The sequence below is a fragment of the Enterovibrio norvegicus genome, from assembly GCF_002876705.1.
GTDB classification, from domain to species: Bacteria; Pseudomonadota; Gammaproteobacteria; order Enterobacterales; family Vibrionaceae; genus Enterovibrio; species Enterovibrio norvegicus_B.
The window spans coordinates 122,956-139,820 of the sequence record NZ_MDAG01000013.1 but is presented as its reverse complement, the minus strand read 5'-3'; the positions used below and the strand labels follow the sequence as shown (position 1 = coordinate 139,820).

The 16,865-nt window shown below is 46.6% G+C and carries 10 protein-coding genes, 1 tRNA gene and 1 other RNA gene; 3 read left to right on the top strand and 9 right to left on the bottom strand.

All coding sequences use genetic code 11. The features are described 5' to 3' along the window. Positions 1–18: 18 nt before the first annotated feature. The gene (locus BCT27_RS08185; RefSeq protein ID WP_017011478.1) at positions 19–1,161 is read right to left on the bottom strand and encodes an amino acid ABC transporter substrate-binding protein; all 1,143 of its coding nucleotides are present in this window, start codon (positions 1,159–1,161) and stop codon (positions 19–21) included. Between the two features lie 589 nt (positions 1,162–1,750). Between BCT27_RS08185 and BCT27_RS08180 the strand changes: the two genes are divergently transcribed. Beyond that, positions 1,751–1,841 (top strand) — tRNA-Ser (locus BCT27_RS08180). Between the two features lie 59 nt (positions 1,842–1,900). Then, a non-coding RNA gene (locus BCT27_RS08175) (RtT sRNA) lies at positions 1,901–2,047 on the top strand. 80 nt (positions 2,048–2,127) lie between these two features. Here BCT27_RS08175 and BCT27_RS08170 read toward each other — a convergent pair. The 6 genes from BCT27_RS08170 to BCT27_RS08145 all read right to left on the bottom strand — a co-directional run bounded on the left by BCT27_RS08170 (position 2,128) and on the right by BCT27_RS08145 (position 10,888). Continuing rightward, positions 2,128–3,429, bottom strand: coding sequence for a hypothetical protein (locus BCT27_RS08170; protein WP_198597531.1), 1,302 nt, complete (start codon positions 3,427–3,429; stop codon positions 2,128–2,130). Positions 3,430–3,670: 241 nt separating this feature from the next. After that, positions 3,671–4,819 (bottom strand): iron-containing alcohol dehydrogenase, encoded by a 1,149-nt coding sequence (locus BCT27_RS08165; protein ID WP_102395526.1) that lies wholly within the window; start codon positions 4,817–4,819, stop codon positions 3,671–3,673. Between the two features lie 100 nt (positions 4,820–4,919). Next, a complete protein-coding gene (locus BCT27_RS08160; RefSeq protein ID WP_198597530.1) occupies positions 4,920–5,816 on the bottom strand; it encodes a sulfite exporter TauE/SafE family protein in 897 nt (298 codons plus the stop codon). Between the two features lie 68 nt (positions 5,817–5,884). Next, entirely contained in the window at positions 5,885–8,389 is a 2,505-nt protein-coding gene (hpfG, locus tag BCT27_RS08155) for a (2S)-3-sulfopropanediol dehydratase (RefSeq protein ID WP_102390235.1), read from the bottom strand. Positions 8,390–8,540: 151 nt separating this feature from the next. Further along, a complete protein-coding gene (gene hpfH / locus BCT27_RS08150) occupies positions 8,541–9,533 on the bottom strand; it encodes a (2S)-3-sulfopropanediol dehydratase activating enzyme (RefSeq protein ID WP_241908533.1) in 993 nt (330 codons plus the stop codon). Positions 9,534–9,907: 374 nt separating this feature from the next. After that, positions 9,908–10,888, bottom strand: coding sequence for a LacI family DNA-binding transcriptional regulator (locus tag BCT27_RS08145; protein WP_102395525.1), 981 nt, complete (start codon positions 10,886–10,888; stop codon positions 9,908–9,910). A 693-nt stretch (positions 10,889–11,581) separates the two neighbouring features. On the opposite strand from BCT27_RS08145, the gene BCT27_RS08140 reads away from it, so the two are divergent. Then, positions 11,582–13,396, top strand: a complete 1,815-nt coding sequence (locus BCT27_RS08140) for a hypothetical protein (protein WP_198597529.1) — start codon at positions 11,582–11,584, stop codon at positions 13,394–13,396. A 63-nt stretch (positions 13,397–13,459) separates the two neighbouring features. On the opposite strand, the gene BCT27_RS08135 is transcribed toward BCT27_RS08140, so the two are convergent. Together BCT27_RS08135 and BCT27_RS08130 are read right to left on the bottom strand one after the other, a co-directional pair. After that, entirely contained in the window at positions 13,460–15,790 is a 2,331-nt protein-coding gene (locus BCT27_RS08135) for an ATP-binding protein (RefSeq protein ID WP_102395523.1), read from the bottom strand. Next, positions 15,783–16,835: a cytochrome-c peroxidase gene (locus tag BCT27_RS08130; protein WP_102395522.1), complete on the bottom strand. Its 1,053-nt coding sequence runs from the start codon at positions 16,833–16,835 to the stop codon at positions 15,783–15,785. The genes BCT27_RS08135 and BCT27_RS08130 overlap by 8 nt, the downstream gene beginning before the upstream one ends. Positions 16,836–16,865: the final 30 nt, after the last annotated feature.

The following is a 16,865-nucleotide window of genomic DNA, read 5'->3' as shown; positions in this document are numbered from 1 at the left end:
GAGGTAGTAATGAACTACTTAACGGATAGGTGGCGCGTACAAGATACCGCCATTGCTCCATAGTGCGTTTACACCACGTTGAATATTCAGTGGTGAACCTGTGCCCACAGTGCGTTGGAAGCTCTCGTCGTAGTTACCGACTTGTTTGATCACTTGGTAACCCCAGTCATCATTCAAGCCAAGACCTTTACCTTTAGGACCATCCAAACCAAGAATACGGCGGATGTTCGGATCTTTAGAGTTCTTCATCTCATCAACATTTGCTGATGTGATGTTGAATTCTTCACCATTGATCATGGTGTTTAACGTCCATTTAGCGATGTTGAACCAGTTGTCATCGCCTTGGCGAACAACAGGGCCCAATGGCTCTTTAGAAATGATTTCTGGAAGTACAACCGCACTTGTCGGATCGGCAAGCTTGATGCGAGATGCATACAGACCAGATTGGTCAGTCGTCAGTGTGTCACAACGGCCAGATTCAAAACCTTTCACCGTGGCATCATACGTATCGTAAACCACTGGCTTGAACGACATACCGTTTGAACGGAAGTAGTCAGACAGGTTTAGCTCGGTAGTGGTACCTGATTGAACACATACTGATGCGCCATCAAGATCCAATGCGCTTTCTACGCCTAGGTCTTTCTTCACCATGAAGCCTTGACCATCGTAGTAGTTAACACCCACGAAGTTCAGACCCAGCGTGCCGTCACGTTGTAGCGTCCACGTTGTGTTACGTGAAAGCACATCGATTTCACCAGACTGAAGAGCAGTGAAACGTTCTTTCGCCGTTAGCGGTACAAATTTAACTTTCGATTTGTCACCCAGAACAGCAGCAGCCATTGCCTGACAGAACTCAACGTCAATGCCTTCCCACTCACCGTTAGAGTTCGGGTTAGAGAAGCCTGGAAGACCGGTACTTACGCCACAGCTGATAACGCCAGCGTTTTTCACGCGATCTAGCGTGTTTGCGCCTTGAGCAGACGGAGCAGGTGCCTGAGCAGAGCCAGCTTTTGCTTCAGAGAGTTGCTTCTCTAAAGAGGCGACTTGCTGGTTTAGACCGTCAATTTGCTTTTGGCTATCCGCGTTTCCGCCGCTGTCACAGCCCGCGAGCAAAAGTGCTGACAGCACTGCAAGCCCCAATGTCGACTTTTTATTAACCATACCTATTAATCCTTTGTGGGTTATTACTGGTTGCTATTCATGGACGAGAGTCATTTGAGACAAGCTGCCTAAAAAAGGGTGTGAATCTCGTAAAACCATGTCAAAGCGTTCGTTAACGTCAAAAATTTTGTTAATCGAAAGCGCTCCGTTAACACTGCATTAACAAAGCCCAGTATAGGACTTGGGATTTTGGCTGCAAATTGAACGAGTAAGAGGTGTGATCTATGCAATGATCTTCGCGAAAAATCTCAGAATTTCTTAAGAAAATATGAATATATGGTTTTGTAACACATTGTTTTTACATTACTGATGGCGTTTTTGCGCGCTGATTATGCAACCTGCACGAGCATTCGCGCTTTGGCATTGTTTTTATCGGTTTACTTTTGACCAGAATATTAGAGGTATCTTGATTAAATGTTTATGCAGTACACCATGCGTATAAAAAATTAATTTCAATCAACTGTTTGAAATTAATCCAAGATTGGCGCGGGATATGCGCATGGTGGCGTAATAATGCGCGAACGAACAAGAATGCATAATTAGTGGGTTTACAAGCCTCGAACTCCCCATTAATATACGCCTCAACAACGGAGAGATGGCTGAGTGGTTTAAAGCACCGGTCTTGAAAACCGGCGAGGGTTTATAGCCCTCCTAGGGTTCAAATCCCTATTTCTCCGCCAAATTAGATTAAGCCCGCCTGCTCTGACAATAAAGAGCGAGCGGGCTTTTTCGCGTCTGGAATATGCCTTGAAAGGATAGGGTGCAGAACCCTAGTCAGGGTTCAGCCGAGCGAAGCGAGACAACGTTGCTTCGACGCAGTCGGAAAAGGCAACGGCCCGAAGGGCAAGGGAACGAAGTGACCGAGTAAATCCCGCTTTCGCATTTCTCTTGGCTCCGCCAAATAAGAAAAGGCCGCTGATGATTCAGCGGCCTTTTTCATGTTTAAAACTCATTTCTGGCTAGGCGTTAGCGGCCACTGGCCACACTGGGTTTTGCGCTATCTCTTAGTTCTGTCGATTCCAGCTCCGCGGCGATTTCGCTTTCATGTCGGTGGCTTTTACCAAGGTTAACAAATAGACAGAGAATGATCCCTGCACCTAAGCCCCATGCGGCGCCTTTGGTGGCAATGATAGCGGCCATTACGCCTGCAATACCTAAATCATTGACTGTTTTTGATTTCGTCACACCTACGCGGAACGAGACAAACCCCTGTATAAGCAGCGTTGCTGCCAGTGCGATGCCCAAAACAGGTTTCACTAACGTGACGATAGGCAGTAAAAAATAGCCCAGTGTGGTGCCGTAACGATAGGAGATAGCACCACTGTTTATAGAGTTCATGGTCTTGGGACCCAGTTTGAAGCGTTCACACACAACCACTTGCATGGCTGCCGCGAGCGGGCCGCACAAGGTGATCGTCGGGCCGAAAACTCCCATGAGTACATTTCGCATGCCAAAGATCATATTGGAACGGTTGGCATTGTAGTCAATCTTCTCATCAGGGCGCTTTTTGCTGGCGTCTTCCAACAGACATTTTGCTTGAACAACATCACCAAACAAAATGATGTAGGTAGAAATCACGGCAGGTAAACCCATCACAAACATTTCGAGCGGTGGCAAACCAAGACCGAAGATAGTCCAGTTCTGGAACAATTCCCCAAAGGCGAGGGTAGTAAAACCCCATTCAATTTGAGGCCATGGGATTTCGCCCACTAAAGGGCCGACAATAATCGCCAGTAGGATAATCGGCAATGATCCTAAATCGGCCAGAATCTTGGTGAGCTTGTTGGCCTTTCTTTGGCTCTTGAAGTGGCTAGAGAACAACAAATAGAAGCCAACACCGGTACAAACGATGATGGAAATGGGTGCCTGTTCAAAACGACCACCCTCAACCAACACTGAGTTAACGGCCGCGATGCCCGCACCGATAATAATTCCGGACTTCATGGCATTAGGAATGATAGACGCGACACGCTCTCCTAGGCCTGCGACGCCTAAGAGAATAGAGAGCAAACCTAAGGAGATCTGAAACGCGATGAGTGCATGAACACGTTCTACGCCAATATCAAATTGGCTAAGGTAGAGAATAACAATGGGGATTGCTGGCGTTATCCAACCGGGGATGATCGGGTCACCCAGTAGAATGTGTAGAAAATAGAACAAACCATTTAAGACAACAATGGTCACAGCGACTTCAAATGGCATGCCTAAATATTCTTGTAGAATCGGTATCATGCCTAGACACACTGCACAAAGCAGCAGGCCTTGCATAAAGTCTACTTTTTCAAAACCTACATGAACGAAGGGTATCCTGAGTTTAAAGGGGCCAGCCGGTATATATGGCTGTTCCTCTCCATGTTCTCTTTTCATGACAAACCTATCAATAAAATTTCCATATATATCCACTCACACAAACAGTGTTGGTTGCTGTCATGAAAAGTAGTTATATATCGAACTTCTGAGGGTTGGCACTCAAAACTCCTTGAGAGCGAAGAGTGCCAATATAGGTCGATCAGATCGCTTGCTTGTAAAGCTCAATCATATCTTCAAGCTTGGTCTCTCGAGGGTTGCAAAGGACATTGCCGCTTTTCATTGCATCTCTTGCCATCTCCTCGATCAGATCGCTTTTCACTCCGACTTCAGAGAGCGTTCTTGGGATCTTGAGGTCGTCGTTCAGTTGTTGAATCTCTTCGATTAACATTTCAGGCGTGAAGTTTTCTACTGGCGCATCACCTTTACGGATGAAGTTGTAAATCACTTCATAGCGGCCTTTGTCAGCCACCGCGTTAAACTTCATCACGGTTGGCAGCAAAATGGAGTTAGCGACACCATGTGGTACGTGGTAGAAGGCACTCACTGGGTGGCTCATTGCATGCACGTTACCTAGTCGAGCCCATGCAAAAGCGATCCCCGCAAAGTTACTGCCGACCATCATGGCACAAGCCGCGTCTTCATCTTCGCGATTGGCGACGAACTTACGCAAGTTAGCTCCAATCAACTGCATCGCTTTCTCTGCCATGGTATCGGTAAACGGAGACGCATTCTTTGATACGTACGCTTCAATCGCGTGAATCAAGGCGTCCACACCACAAGCAGCAGCAATAGACTCTGGGGCTGTCATGATAAGTTGTGGATCTAAAATCGCGTATTTTGGTAGCGTCTCGTAGCTGACAACAGAGAACTTATAGTTAATCGCTTCATCAGTAATGACAGACGATGCAGTGGCTTCGCTGCCTGTTCCTGCCGTTGTTGGGATTGCGATCATTGGCACGATAGGGCCAGGCACTTTGTTCAGGCCTTCATATTGTTTAATGTCGCCGCCAAATTTCGCAAGAATGCCGACGGTTTTAGCCACATCGAGCGGGCTTCCGCCACCCAATGCAACGATGCTGCTCGCGCCACATTCTTTGTAGAGTGCGACGGCCTCATTAACGATTGCAATAGTAGGGTTAGGTTTAACATCCAAGTAAGAGGTACATTTGATTCCACCTGCTTCGATAATCTCTTGAACTTTTTTTACCACGCCAAGACTTTCAAGTCCGCGGTCAGAAATTAAAAATACGTGGTCTGAATTATTGTTGGTTAGGATCTCAGGTAATTTGTTTAAGCTGCCCAAGCCAAATTCAATATTTTGTGGAATTTTAAAATTAAAGTCTTTCACTGAATGTTCCTCAACAAACAAGTACGCCGATAAGCAGTACTTGTTTGGAATGTAAGATATATCTGTAGCAACAGTTGCCACTTAAAAAGGGTGCGGTGAATTAGCGAGTCTGAAGCTTTTCAACGTTTACTTTACGTTTTTTGAATACGTTGAATGTGTAACCCGTGAATACGATGGCGGTGCCGATCATTGACAACATTTTTCCGTCAGCCGTCCATGGGATGTTACTGAGCAACATGTTGGAACCGATGATCAGTAGAACCACGTACACAATGCGTAGGAATTGTTCGCGGTTTATCTTCTCAAGGAAGCGCATACCGAAGAAGAAGCCAATACCCGCCAGAGGAAGGCCAACCAAGAGTGCGCTGTTCAGTTCGTTGGTGAATGCGCCGTTTTGGTGTTGGTTAAAGAGGTTCCAAGAGTTCAGTACGACCCAAAGCATGGTCATGGTATTACGGAATTTCTTCTTGTCTTTTACTGCTTCCAGTGTGTAAACAGTGATAAGTGGACCACCGATGTTAAACGCGCCGTGCACAATACCGCCAAGGATCAAACAGCCATAACGGAAGGTGCGTTTAACAATCGTGTCAGCCACTTCAACGTCGTCAATTTCTTTGATGACAAGCGGCTTAATGACGTATTTGTGAAGGTTCATTAAGGCAATCACGGTGACCATGGCACCGATGAGCACTTTTGCGGTTTCTGGGCTGATTTGGTAGAACAGATATTGACCAATTAAAATGCCCGGAGCGCAGAGTACGACAATCTTACCCAGATCTTTCCAAGAGATATCTTTTCTGCCTTTAACGGCCAAGTAGTACAAAAATGGGATGGTAATAGCCGTACCGTAAGGCACACCCATAGTGGTACCCAGTAAACCGTTGGTTATAGGGGCGGCGATAACGGTACAGCCAAAGCCTGTTGTGCCTTGGATAAAGAAACCAATTACTTGCATTAATCCAACAAGCAAGTAGTCAATTTTAAACGTGAAATCCACGAGAGCGTCTCCAGACGAGGAGGATAGACGTCCTATCCTCCTGAGTTAATTTCGGTTGATTTGCGTGATTAGAAACGTAGCTCGGTGCGGTCAATCAAGTCGTTTTGCAATGGGATACCCAGTTCCACGAAGTAAGCACTGTAACCTGCAACGCGCACCAGCATGTCTTTGTACAGTTCAGGGTTCTTCTGAGCCGCACGCATTTTGTCAGCACTCATGATGTTGAACTGAACGTGCATTCCTTGCTTTGACATGTATTCATCAATGAAGCTGATTAAGATGTCTCGGCCTTCAACGCCAGCAACGGAATCTTCAGGGAAACGAAGGTTCAACAGCGTGCCGTTAGTGGCTTTGGCATGGTCAACTTTAGTGACTGAGTTAACCACGGCAGTTGGGCCTGCATAGTCATGGGAGCCGCCAGCTGTATGCACTGGGCCCATGTTGTCTGAAATTGGCTCTTGGGCTTTGCGTCCGTCAAGAGAGGCATTCATAAAAAGTCCCATCCCCACGTTAGCATTCACTGTGTATACGCCAGGGCTGAATGAGCCACCACGCAGGGTTGGACGACCGGAAATGTTCTTGCAGTAGCATTCAAACATGTATTTGAATAGCTCATCCGCCTCGTCGATATCATTACCGTAGTGAGGGATCTTGGTGCTGTTTACCAACGCATAAAGCTTGTCGTGGCCTTCCCAGTTATCGCGAAGTGCAGCGAGAAGCTCTTCACCTGTGTAAGACTTGTCTTCGAACATCAGTTTTTTGATGGTCGCTAACGAGTCTGCACAGGTCGCAATACCTGCCGCTTGAGGGCCTATACCGTTGTATTTCACGCCGCCCGCAGTCATATCACGACCAGATTCGATACAGCCTTCGAAGAATGCTGAGATAAATGGCGTTGGTTTGAGTGCTGCATGCACTTTATCGGTAGTGTTTAGCGTGCTGCAGAGTTGGTCACACCAGAATTCGAACTGTTTATCGACGCTGGCAAGCACGTCTTCAAACGATTGGTAAGTTTCGAGACTTCCAGTGTCAGGCCCCAACTGAAGATCAGTATTTGGACCCGCCACAAGACGACCGTGGTTAAGCACCATTTCCATCATTTTGGCGGCGTTAACATAGCCCGCATCTTGCCAGCCATGCTCTTTACCTGGAATGGTTGGCTCTACACAACCTACAACGGCGTAATCAAGCGCTTCTTCTTGTGTCATGCCTTTGGCAAGCATGGCTTTAATCGCAGGGCCGTCGTTAAACAGTTTCGGGTGACCGTATCCAGCACGGATACATTCGGTGACTTTAACTTTCAGTTCGTAAGGCGTGTTTTCGTGCATGCGAACACACACCCACGGGTTCATCATGCGGGTATGAACAGAAGCCTCAAGCATGAGCATGGTGAGGTCATTCGTCGCGTCATTTCCTTTTGTATCAACACCACCAATTGTTAAGCTTTCACCACCAAACCCGCGGCCGTTACGAACGCGTACGGTGCCTTTGTCTTTCAGTTTGGTTGGGTTGTTCATTTTGACGTAGAGCACTTCAATCAGCTCTAGAACGAATTCTTTTGATACGCCGTTGTTTTTAACGTCTGCAAGGTAAATAGGGTGCAGCCACTGGTCCATGCGTCCGTAAGAGATAGAGTGACCATTGCCTTCAATTTGCGTCAACGTCGTCGCAAAGTTAAACAGCTGAACAGCTTGCCAGAATGTTTGCGGCGCGCCGCCAGCAATCTGGTAACAGTTTTCTGCCATTGCTGCGAGTTCTTGCTTTCTTTTCTCATCTGATTCGCTTGCCGCCATTTGGTTTGCAAGATCGGCGTAACGAGTAATGTATTTCTTCGCAGCGTTTTGTGTAATCAACGTCGCTTTGTAGTAGTCACGCTTAGCTGCATTATCGGCGTCTTTCTTCGACAGTTTCGCCAGTGCCTCTTCTGCTTGTGCTATGACCCCGTCAAAGCCTTCACGCATCAAACGCGCGAAATCCATGGCGAAGTGGCCGATACCGGCAAAGTGGTAGTTATTGGTTTGGAAGATCTTTTCACCGATGTGTGAACCATTTTTCTGGTCTTGGTCTAGCGTGGCAGTGATCATTTCGTTCACTGTTTTGCCTTTCCAATACGCGCAAAGCTCTAATATTTCAGCACGTTCTTCATCGTTGCGAATATGGAATTGGTCGTTGGTACGCTCTTCAAAAGGAGAATTAGTGATTTCATCGATGATCCAATCTACAGAAAATTCTGGGTAGATAGGCGACGCTTTTGCAGGAGCTGCAATTTCACCAAGAATCAGGTCTTCTTCGTAAATATAAAGCGTGGTATTGAGGAGAATGTTTTCGAAAGCATAAGCACTTTGCAGCATGCGTGGTGCGACTTCATGCTTCTTAAAGGCCTCGGTGACTAAGCGTAGTCGTTCTACATCGATCTCATAGGGACGATCTAAAAACGTTTGGCGTAAACGGTTAACACGTGGAAATGGAGACCAATCATCGTGTCCTACTTCGTAGCCTAGACCATAGACTTTATCAAACGTATCAACGCCACGAGCGGAAGTCGATTGCGTATTTGCTACAGATTCGTACATGTAACATCCTTATATTTAATCAAATACAAAAACAAAGATGATTGGGTGAAAGATCTTTGTTTTTATATTTAAAAACGGATTGTTGACGTGATAAGAAAAAGAGCGAAGATGCTCTTATCTCTCATCTGCTATATACATTATGATGTGAAGGCTATTTCTCTCTTGTCCCAACAACACAATGAATACCTCTGCTGTTGAAATAATCTGCGATGTTATTTATCTTTTGTTGGAACTCATTTCTTTCAAAAAAAACATCTTCCATTTGATAGGGCAAACCCAATGACCGATATTTTTCCTCACCTAGGCGCATGAAGCTCAATAGTTGAAGCGTCCTGACTTTGTTATTTAACTTATTAACAATAAAGTCTGCGGTGGCTTGGATGTTTTTCTCATCATCATTCACATTTGGAATGACGGGGATTCTCAAAATAAACTCAATGTTTTTGTGCGCTAGTTTCGTTAGGTTCTCTAAAATTCTTTCGTTATAAACACCGGTATAGGATTTATGCACATCCGTATCCATGTGTTTAATATCAGAGATAACTAAATCAGTATGAGGCAGTATTTTTTCGAGTTGAGCCCATTTGCCATAGAAGCTGGACTCCAGACAGGTATGGATCTCTTCTGCTTGGCAGGTTTTAAATAGCTGCGCGACAAAATCCGCTTGTCCGATGGGATCACCGCCAGATACTGTCACACCGCCGCCAGAACGCAGGTAAAACCCTTTGTCTTTACGAATCACTTTCATGCATTCGTCGATAGACATAGTGTTGCCCCATTTCTTTATTGCGTCAGAGGGGCAGGCATTATGGCACTTCATGCAGTTTGTACATTTACTGCTGTCAATTTTAGCCAGCTTCTCGTCGACAAACGTCAGCATGCTGCTGTCAGGGCAAACATCGATGCAGGCGCCACACTTATCTTTACCAATGCACTTGGTCTCATAAATGCCGGGTTGAATATAGTGTTTAAAACTTTCTGGGTTTCCGCACCACTTGCAGCGAAGCGGGCAGCCTTTTAAGAACAACTCGGTACGAATGCCAGGGCCATCATCGATAGTAAACAACTGAATATTGAACACATTTCCATGCTGTTTGTTATTTGAGGGGTTGTTACATAAGTTCATTTTCAGTGGTGCTTCCATGCATACGTATTCAATGAAATCTAGACGATCGCATTTTGTCGTTTATTGACATAAATCAGAATTGCATGATTTCCGGCATCACATGCCGTAGTAGTGCGACATTTATCACTTAATAGTTGGGTTGATGCGATATTTTTGAGTATTGGGTAGGGGAGGTCGGTGGATTAACCGTGTTGGGAAAACATACGCAACTTTATCAGAAAGGGGTGCATGTGAATGCTATGTTGTAAATCTGTTACTCTAATTCGACTGGCTTTATCTAGTGTCATAAATAGATGGGTAGCCGAGTCAAATGAGAAAAAAGAGAAAAAAGAGAAAAAAGAGAAAGACTAAACGATGCTGACTACCCTGGGGGAATGGATGATGGTGAACTGTTAAGATGCGCGCTCAACTAAGGTGCCTTTAAACAATATGTAGTGACCCGTTCGTTCGTTGTTGCCGTTAATACGGCCGAACAGATCTTCGACGGCAGACTTACAAATGATTTCAGTAGGTGGTTTTATCGTGGACAGTTGGTAAGAAGGCCAAGAAGCCATAGGAATATCATCGACACCGATAATTTTATATCCCCCTTGATTATGCACTTTCAGACCTTCGATAAAGCCAATACCAATAATGTCGTTTGCACAAAAAACGGCGTCAACCTTAAGCGTACTGTTTATCAATTGTTCAGCGGCTTGCATCCCTGAGTCGATATCAAATGATGCGGATATTCTCATCGGTTCGGCTAAACCCAACTCAATCGTTCTGCGATGAAATGCGTTCCAACGCAGCTCACAGGTCATTGACCCGCCTTCGCTACCTACAAATGCAAATGACGAACAGCCTTTTTTGAAAAAGTAGTCTGCGGCTTGGTTGCCTGCATCATCATTATCGAGGCCGACACTGTTGGCTCGGAAGCCATCTATGTATCGGTTAATAAAACTTAAGCAAACGCCATATTGTTCGCATTGTTCAATAACATTACTGCTCAAACGACTGGTCGCAATAATCAACCCATCGACTTGATACTCAAATGCTCTTTGAATGGCGGAATCGAGGTCGCCGTTTGAGATAGGGCAGAGAATGGCTTGCCCACCGTTCGCCTGTATTTCTGAAGCCAATATACGTGCTTGCAAGTCGTACATTGGGTTGGCACTGCTGTCCAATGCGATCGCAATCAAACCGGAACGATTGGAAATCAGACTGCGAGCTAGTGCATTAGGTTTGTAGCCCAACGTTGCAGCACCTTCCAAAATATAAGTACGCTTTTCATCGCTGATACTGGCCTTAGGGTTAAAGGCTCGAGATACCATCGATTGGGAAACGCCTAGATGTTTGGCTATATCATTGGACGTCAGGTTAGGCTTCTTCATGGGATTTTTCTGCTTAAGTTTATGTATTTATTCTAGATTTGTGGTGTGATTTTATTCTTTATTAACCCTTACATCAATCATTGTCATGTCTATGAAGATATACCCCACTTTTAGCGTATGCACTAACGTGTTTTCCCCTATCTATTTCGATGACACCTAGGCAACAGACAATGTATTTTCCTCTGTTTGGGCAGGCTCAATGACGATTGTTAGGGACAGGCACCCGATAAGTACTTCAATTCAGATAGGTGAAGACTGAGCTCTAATGTGGCTCTGCCGAGCGACATTATCGAATAACCCCTAACTTCTCCGCCACATTCGTATTGGAAAAGCCCTCGGCGTTAAATCGGTATTTTCCCCTTTCAAAGAATCACCTCAAACCAAAGAGGTAAGCCAAACGTGCGTTCACACGAGCTATGTTGAAGATGATGACTGCGGTCTCTGTCTGCCAAGCAGAAATTTGCGCCTAAACAACACATTATCTAGTCTCATTATTGATGTGGTGCGTAACATTTGAATACTCATCGCCCGTTTTTGGCGTCTGCCATAACGGTGATATCAGGTGGGTCTTCCTTTTTCGTTTTAGCTTTTTGTTGGGGGAGCACCAACCATGCGTAAGGTGTACGAAGGACGTCAGGGATGGTGATATCAGGTTTGCGGCGTGTGCGTGTTGGGATGTTAATAGGGATCAGCGTGTGTGCTCTCACTCTGGGTGGCTGTTATTTGGGGGAGGGCGGTGATACTCAATCTGATGGTGTAGCGGCGTCAACAGAGCCACCACCAGCACCATCCGCACTGAATTTGCTGCCATTGACGTTGACCAGCACTTCTGGAGTAGGTGCTGTTCCGGTGACGTTTAATTGGGATGTCTCAGAGGGAGCGTCGAGCTACACAGTGTGTCGTCGAAATGACACCCTGCTAAATAAGTGTGACGCTATTGGGGGTACGACCGACACGTCTTTAACCCTGTCTTTGGGTGGACTAAGAGACCACCTGTCAGCGTTTTTTGTGCTTGCGGTCAATGAAGGTGGCGTCGCGTCATCCAATGAGCAAGCGCTATCCTCTGCTGATATCACGGCCCTTGTTACCTATTTCAAAGCATCGAACACTAACGCTGATGATCTTTTCGGCCGTGCAGTTTCTCTGTCTGCTGATGGTAGCACTTTGGCTGTCGGTGCGTATGGAGAAGACTCTGATGCCACGGGTGTTAATGGCGACCAGACAAACGATGATGCACTTGGATCGGGGGCGGTGTACGTTTACCGCCATAATGCGGGTGTTTGGGCGCAGACGGCCTACATCAAAGCATCAAACACGGGTGCAGATGACTTTTTTGGCTTTGCCATTTCTATCTCCTCGGACGGCACTACTCTGGCGGTGGGCGCTTACGGAGAGGATTCTTCCTCCACGGGTATTGACGGCGACCAGACAAACAACAGTAGAGGTGATGCAGGGGCGGTGTATGTGTATCGTAATGACGCGGGCACTTGGGCGCAGACTGCTTATATCAAATCACCGAGTACAGGGGTGAACGACCTTTTCGGCTATGCCGTTGCACTGTCTTCGGATGGAACCACCTTGGCGGTAGGTGCATATAGAGAAGATTCTTCTTCCACCGGCACCAACGGCGACCCTGCGAACAATGCTAGAGGTGACTCTGGGGCCGCGTATGTGTACCGCCAAAGCGCGGGCGCATGGGCGTACGAGGCTTACATCAAAGCATCCAACACAGGGGGAAATGATTTTTTCGGCAATGCCGTTTCTCTGTCTGCAGATGGTAACACTTTGGCAGTAAGTGCCTACAGAGAGGACTCTGCTACCTCGGGGATCAATGGAGACCAAACTAGCAATGGTGAATCGGATTCAGGCGCTGTGTATGTGTACCGCAAGAACGGGGGTGTTTGGGCACAAGAAGCCTACATCAAAGCATCGAACCCGGGGACGGTGGACTTATTCGGGAACGTCGTTTCCCTATCAGAGGACGGTAACATCTTGGCTGTCGGTGCGTTCAGGGAGGATTCCGCTGCAACGGGCATCAATGGTGACCAGTTGAGTAATAGTGCACTTAAATCCGGGGCTGTGTATGTGTATCACTATACCGCAAGCGCGTGGGCGCAGATGGCTTACATCAAGGCATCAAACACGGATTCGGAAGACTATTTTGGTCATGTTGTTTCTCTGTCTGCGGACGGAAGCACCCTAGCGGTAGGGGCGTACGAGGAGGACTCTGATGCCACAGGCATCAATGGTGACGGTACGAACGATAATGCTGTTGATACAGGCGCGGTGTATGTGTACCAACAAAACGCAGGCATCTGGACACAGACCGTTTATATCAAGGCGTCGAACACGGGTGCGAGTGATTTCTTCGGCTATGCTGTTTCACTGTCTGAAGACGGCACTGCCTTGGCGGTGGGTGCGCATGAAGAAAATTCTGCGGCCACTGGCCTCAATGGTGATGAGGCGGACGAGAGTGCCCTTAAAGCAGGATCGGCCTACCTTTTTTAGGATTGATACGGCTCTGCGCGCTTCGCGATGAAGCCCGGTAGCAAGGGTGTTCACGGCTACCGGCTATGCGTCGCGTTTAACGTCGCTGTCCGAAGAGAGTGAATCGAAGCAGCGATTTGCTTGATGAATATTTACCGACATCAGGTTTAGGATTTTCTGCAAGGTTGTCGATTCTGGTGCGATGTTCATTTTCGCTTTTTCTTCGTTCTCCTGCGCGATCTTTGCAAGATTGGGCATGTCCAATTCCCATGCCGTGCCTTTCACCACGTGTAACGTATTGAAGAGCAAATCAAGATCGCCATTGCTGAAAGCGGCAATGAGGTTATCAGAGGCTTTTTCAAACTCCTGCACCATAAGCATCATCAAGCAGCGCTGTTCTTCTTTATCGTCATCGAAGGCTGCCAACGTTGAGCTAGACGACAATTCTTCCTCTGTCATGGGGAGGGCGCTTTTGGGCATCCTCGACAAGCAAACGACATTTGAGGTCTCGGCACCTTGTGTGGCAATGTTGCGAGCATTTCGCAGGCGTTCGAAGTCATTCATAAAGCGCTGAATTGCACTTTCTATGCTGCTTTTTTGGAGAGGCTTTGTAAGGACATGGTTTGCGCCAATGTTCAGAAACTCGTCGTGTGCTTCTCGAAATACATCGGCAGTGCAGGCAAAAATGATGACGGGAGAGTGCATTTTCTGACGAATAAAATGAATGGCACCAATGCCGTCGAGTTCTGGCATGTGTTTATCCATTAGAATGAGATCATAGGGTTTCGCTTCAAGTGCTTCGATGGATTTTTGCCCGTCTACAGCAATATCAACACAATGCCCCATTTGTTCACACAAACGCTTGGCGACCATGGCATTCACCGCGTTGTCATCAGTGATAAGGATATCAAGCGATTCAATGAGGGGAGCCAGAGGTCTGGCTGTTTGTATCTCGATTTCTTCCGCATATTCGTCAATGATATCCACGGGCACGGTGATCACGAAGGTGCTACCTTTGCCTTCATCACTGACCACGCTGATCGCGCCTTTCATCGTGTCGACGATATTTTTCACGATCGACAAACCCAGCCCTGTCCCCCCAAATTTGCGTGTGGTTGACGCCTCGGCCTGACGGAAAGGTTCGAAAATATCAGCGAGCTTGTCCTTCGAAATACCCACCCCTGTGTCTTGTATCCAAATCCCCAATTGTTTTTCGCTTAACTTGTAATCGCAGATGATTTTCACGCTGCCTTTATTGGTAAATTTGATGGCATTGCCAACGAGGTTAAAAAGCACTTGGCGTAAACGGGAACTGTCACCCGCAAAGGTGATGTCATCGGGGATGTTGTTTTCTACCTCGAATGAGATGTCTTTTTCGTCGGCAATCGGGCGTAACGCATTGGTCACAGGGTGAATGAGTTGGTTGAATTTGAAAGGATGGCGTTCAAGTTCGATAAGCCCTTGCTCAACTTTAGAAAAATCCAAAATATCATTGAGAATGGTCATCAAGTGCTCGCCGGAATCGTTGATGATCTGAATGTTTTTCTTCGTCGTCACTTCCTGTGTTTCATCCGCAATGAGCTGTGCCATGCCGAGTACACCGTTCATGGGGGTTCTTAACTCATGACTCATGGTGGCCAAGAAAAGTGATTTGGCTTGATTCGCACGTTCTGCATTTTCCGTCATTTCAGTCAGTTTGAGGTTCAATTCACTTAACGTGTCAACGCGTCGCCATGATGCTAAGAGAATGAAACCAATCAGGCTGAGGAGTGAAAGGCTGAATAACACCACAGATGTTTGGAATGTTCGAAACTCTAATTCTTTTAGTGCATTCTCTGTTGTCTCTACAAACTCCCCTCGATGACCGAGCACCATGTCATTGATCAGTTGCGAGATTTCATTGTTCAATGAAGTATATCGTTCAATAAACATTGCGTTTTCTGCGTTCGAAAAACGCAAATTAGCCGCTACTTCTGCGGGTAACGTATTTGACGAGGTATCGAGATTTGAAAGGGTGTGTAGCGCACCGTTTCGGGTAATGATTAATGCGATAAGGTTGTCGATGGATTGTGTGAGGTGCTGAAATTCTTTGGCAAAATCATCAAGGGCATCGTCGATATGCTGTGTGTTTTTATCAAAAATATCGACATGGGTTGTGTGTGCTTCTGCCACAAAGCGCTCTAACGCTCTTTCCGTGTTTACTACGCCAAGGGTGATGATGTAGGGCGTTACGGTATGCCCTGAATTGAATGCGATAGCTTCATCCCTTAGATACAGAATTTCATGGCCTAGGGATGTCACTTCGATGTTGAGGCGCGTCAGCTGATTTTTAACGGCGTAACCGTTGCCGGCCATTAACAGCAACACAGCAGAGATGAAGAGAAAAACATATCGGAGGTTAGGGAATTTATTCACGTTCTAATATCTCCAGAATCTGCGGCCTTGGCGCACTCAGTGCGTGAAGGAATGCAGATAAATCGCTTATCACTGATTGTTCTAAGGATTGTCCTATTTGGATGTTCGCCATGATCTTGATGGCTTCTTCTAGGCTGTTCGTTCTGCCGTCATGAAAATAGGGCGGCGTTTCGGCAACATTTCTCAAACTGGCAACGCGAAACAGGTATTTGTCTGCGTCATTTTCTGTCACCTGGAATCGCCCCATATCTATGTTCTTGGCTTGTGTTTTGTCTCGAGTGTCGTTGCCGTAGTAGCCAAAACGTTGCATCAAACTTCCACCGATGTTTTGCCCTTGATGGCAATTGATGCACCCCAAGCGTTGAAATGCCATCCAACCTTGTTTGGCCGGGTAGTTTATGGCGTATTGGTCACCGTTAAGATACCGATCGAAAGGCGCATTTGGTGTTAGGAGTGATTCTTGAAAGGCAACAAGCGCATACTGAATCGACGCTGCACTGATAGGCAGAATGTCTGCATCTTCAAACAGGGTTTCGTATTCAGGCTTAGAGGCAACATATGCCACAATGAGTGCCCACGACGACGCCATTTCTAACGGCGCATGGACAGGGCCGTCCATTTGTTTCTTCAGGCTATTTGTTCTTCCATCCCAAAAGAATCGGTAGTTCAGCGCGGCATTGAAAACCGTCAATGCATTTCGTGAGCCTGCGCCACCCACGCCAACAGAGACGGGCGTGATTTCAGCGCCGTTTGTTTGTAGGTTATGACAACTTTCACAGCTCACACTGTTGTTTGACGAGAGGCCTTTGTCTCTAAAAAGTGTCCAGCCAGCCCTGATTAAGGGCAGATCATAATCAGAAGGGGACGGAATAGGGAAAACGAGGGCGTTTTGATGTCGGGAGTCTTCGTCACCTTTTGCTCCGTGGCTGTGTGAGTCATGACTTTGTTCGTCTATAAGCGAATGGACAGGCAAAAAGATACTACCTACACCTATTGCGATGACGATAGACAGACACCCGATAAGCAACGTTCGACGATTAACCATAGACTCTATATGTATGAAAATTCATGCATA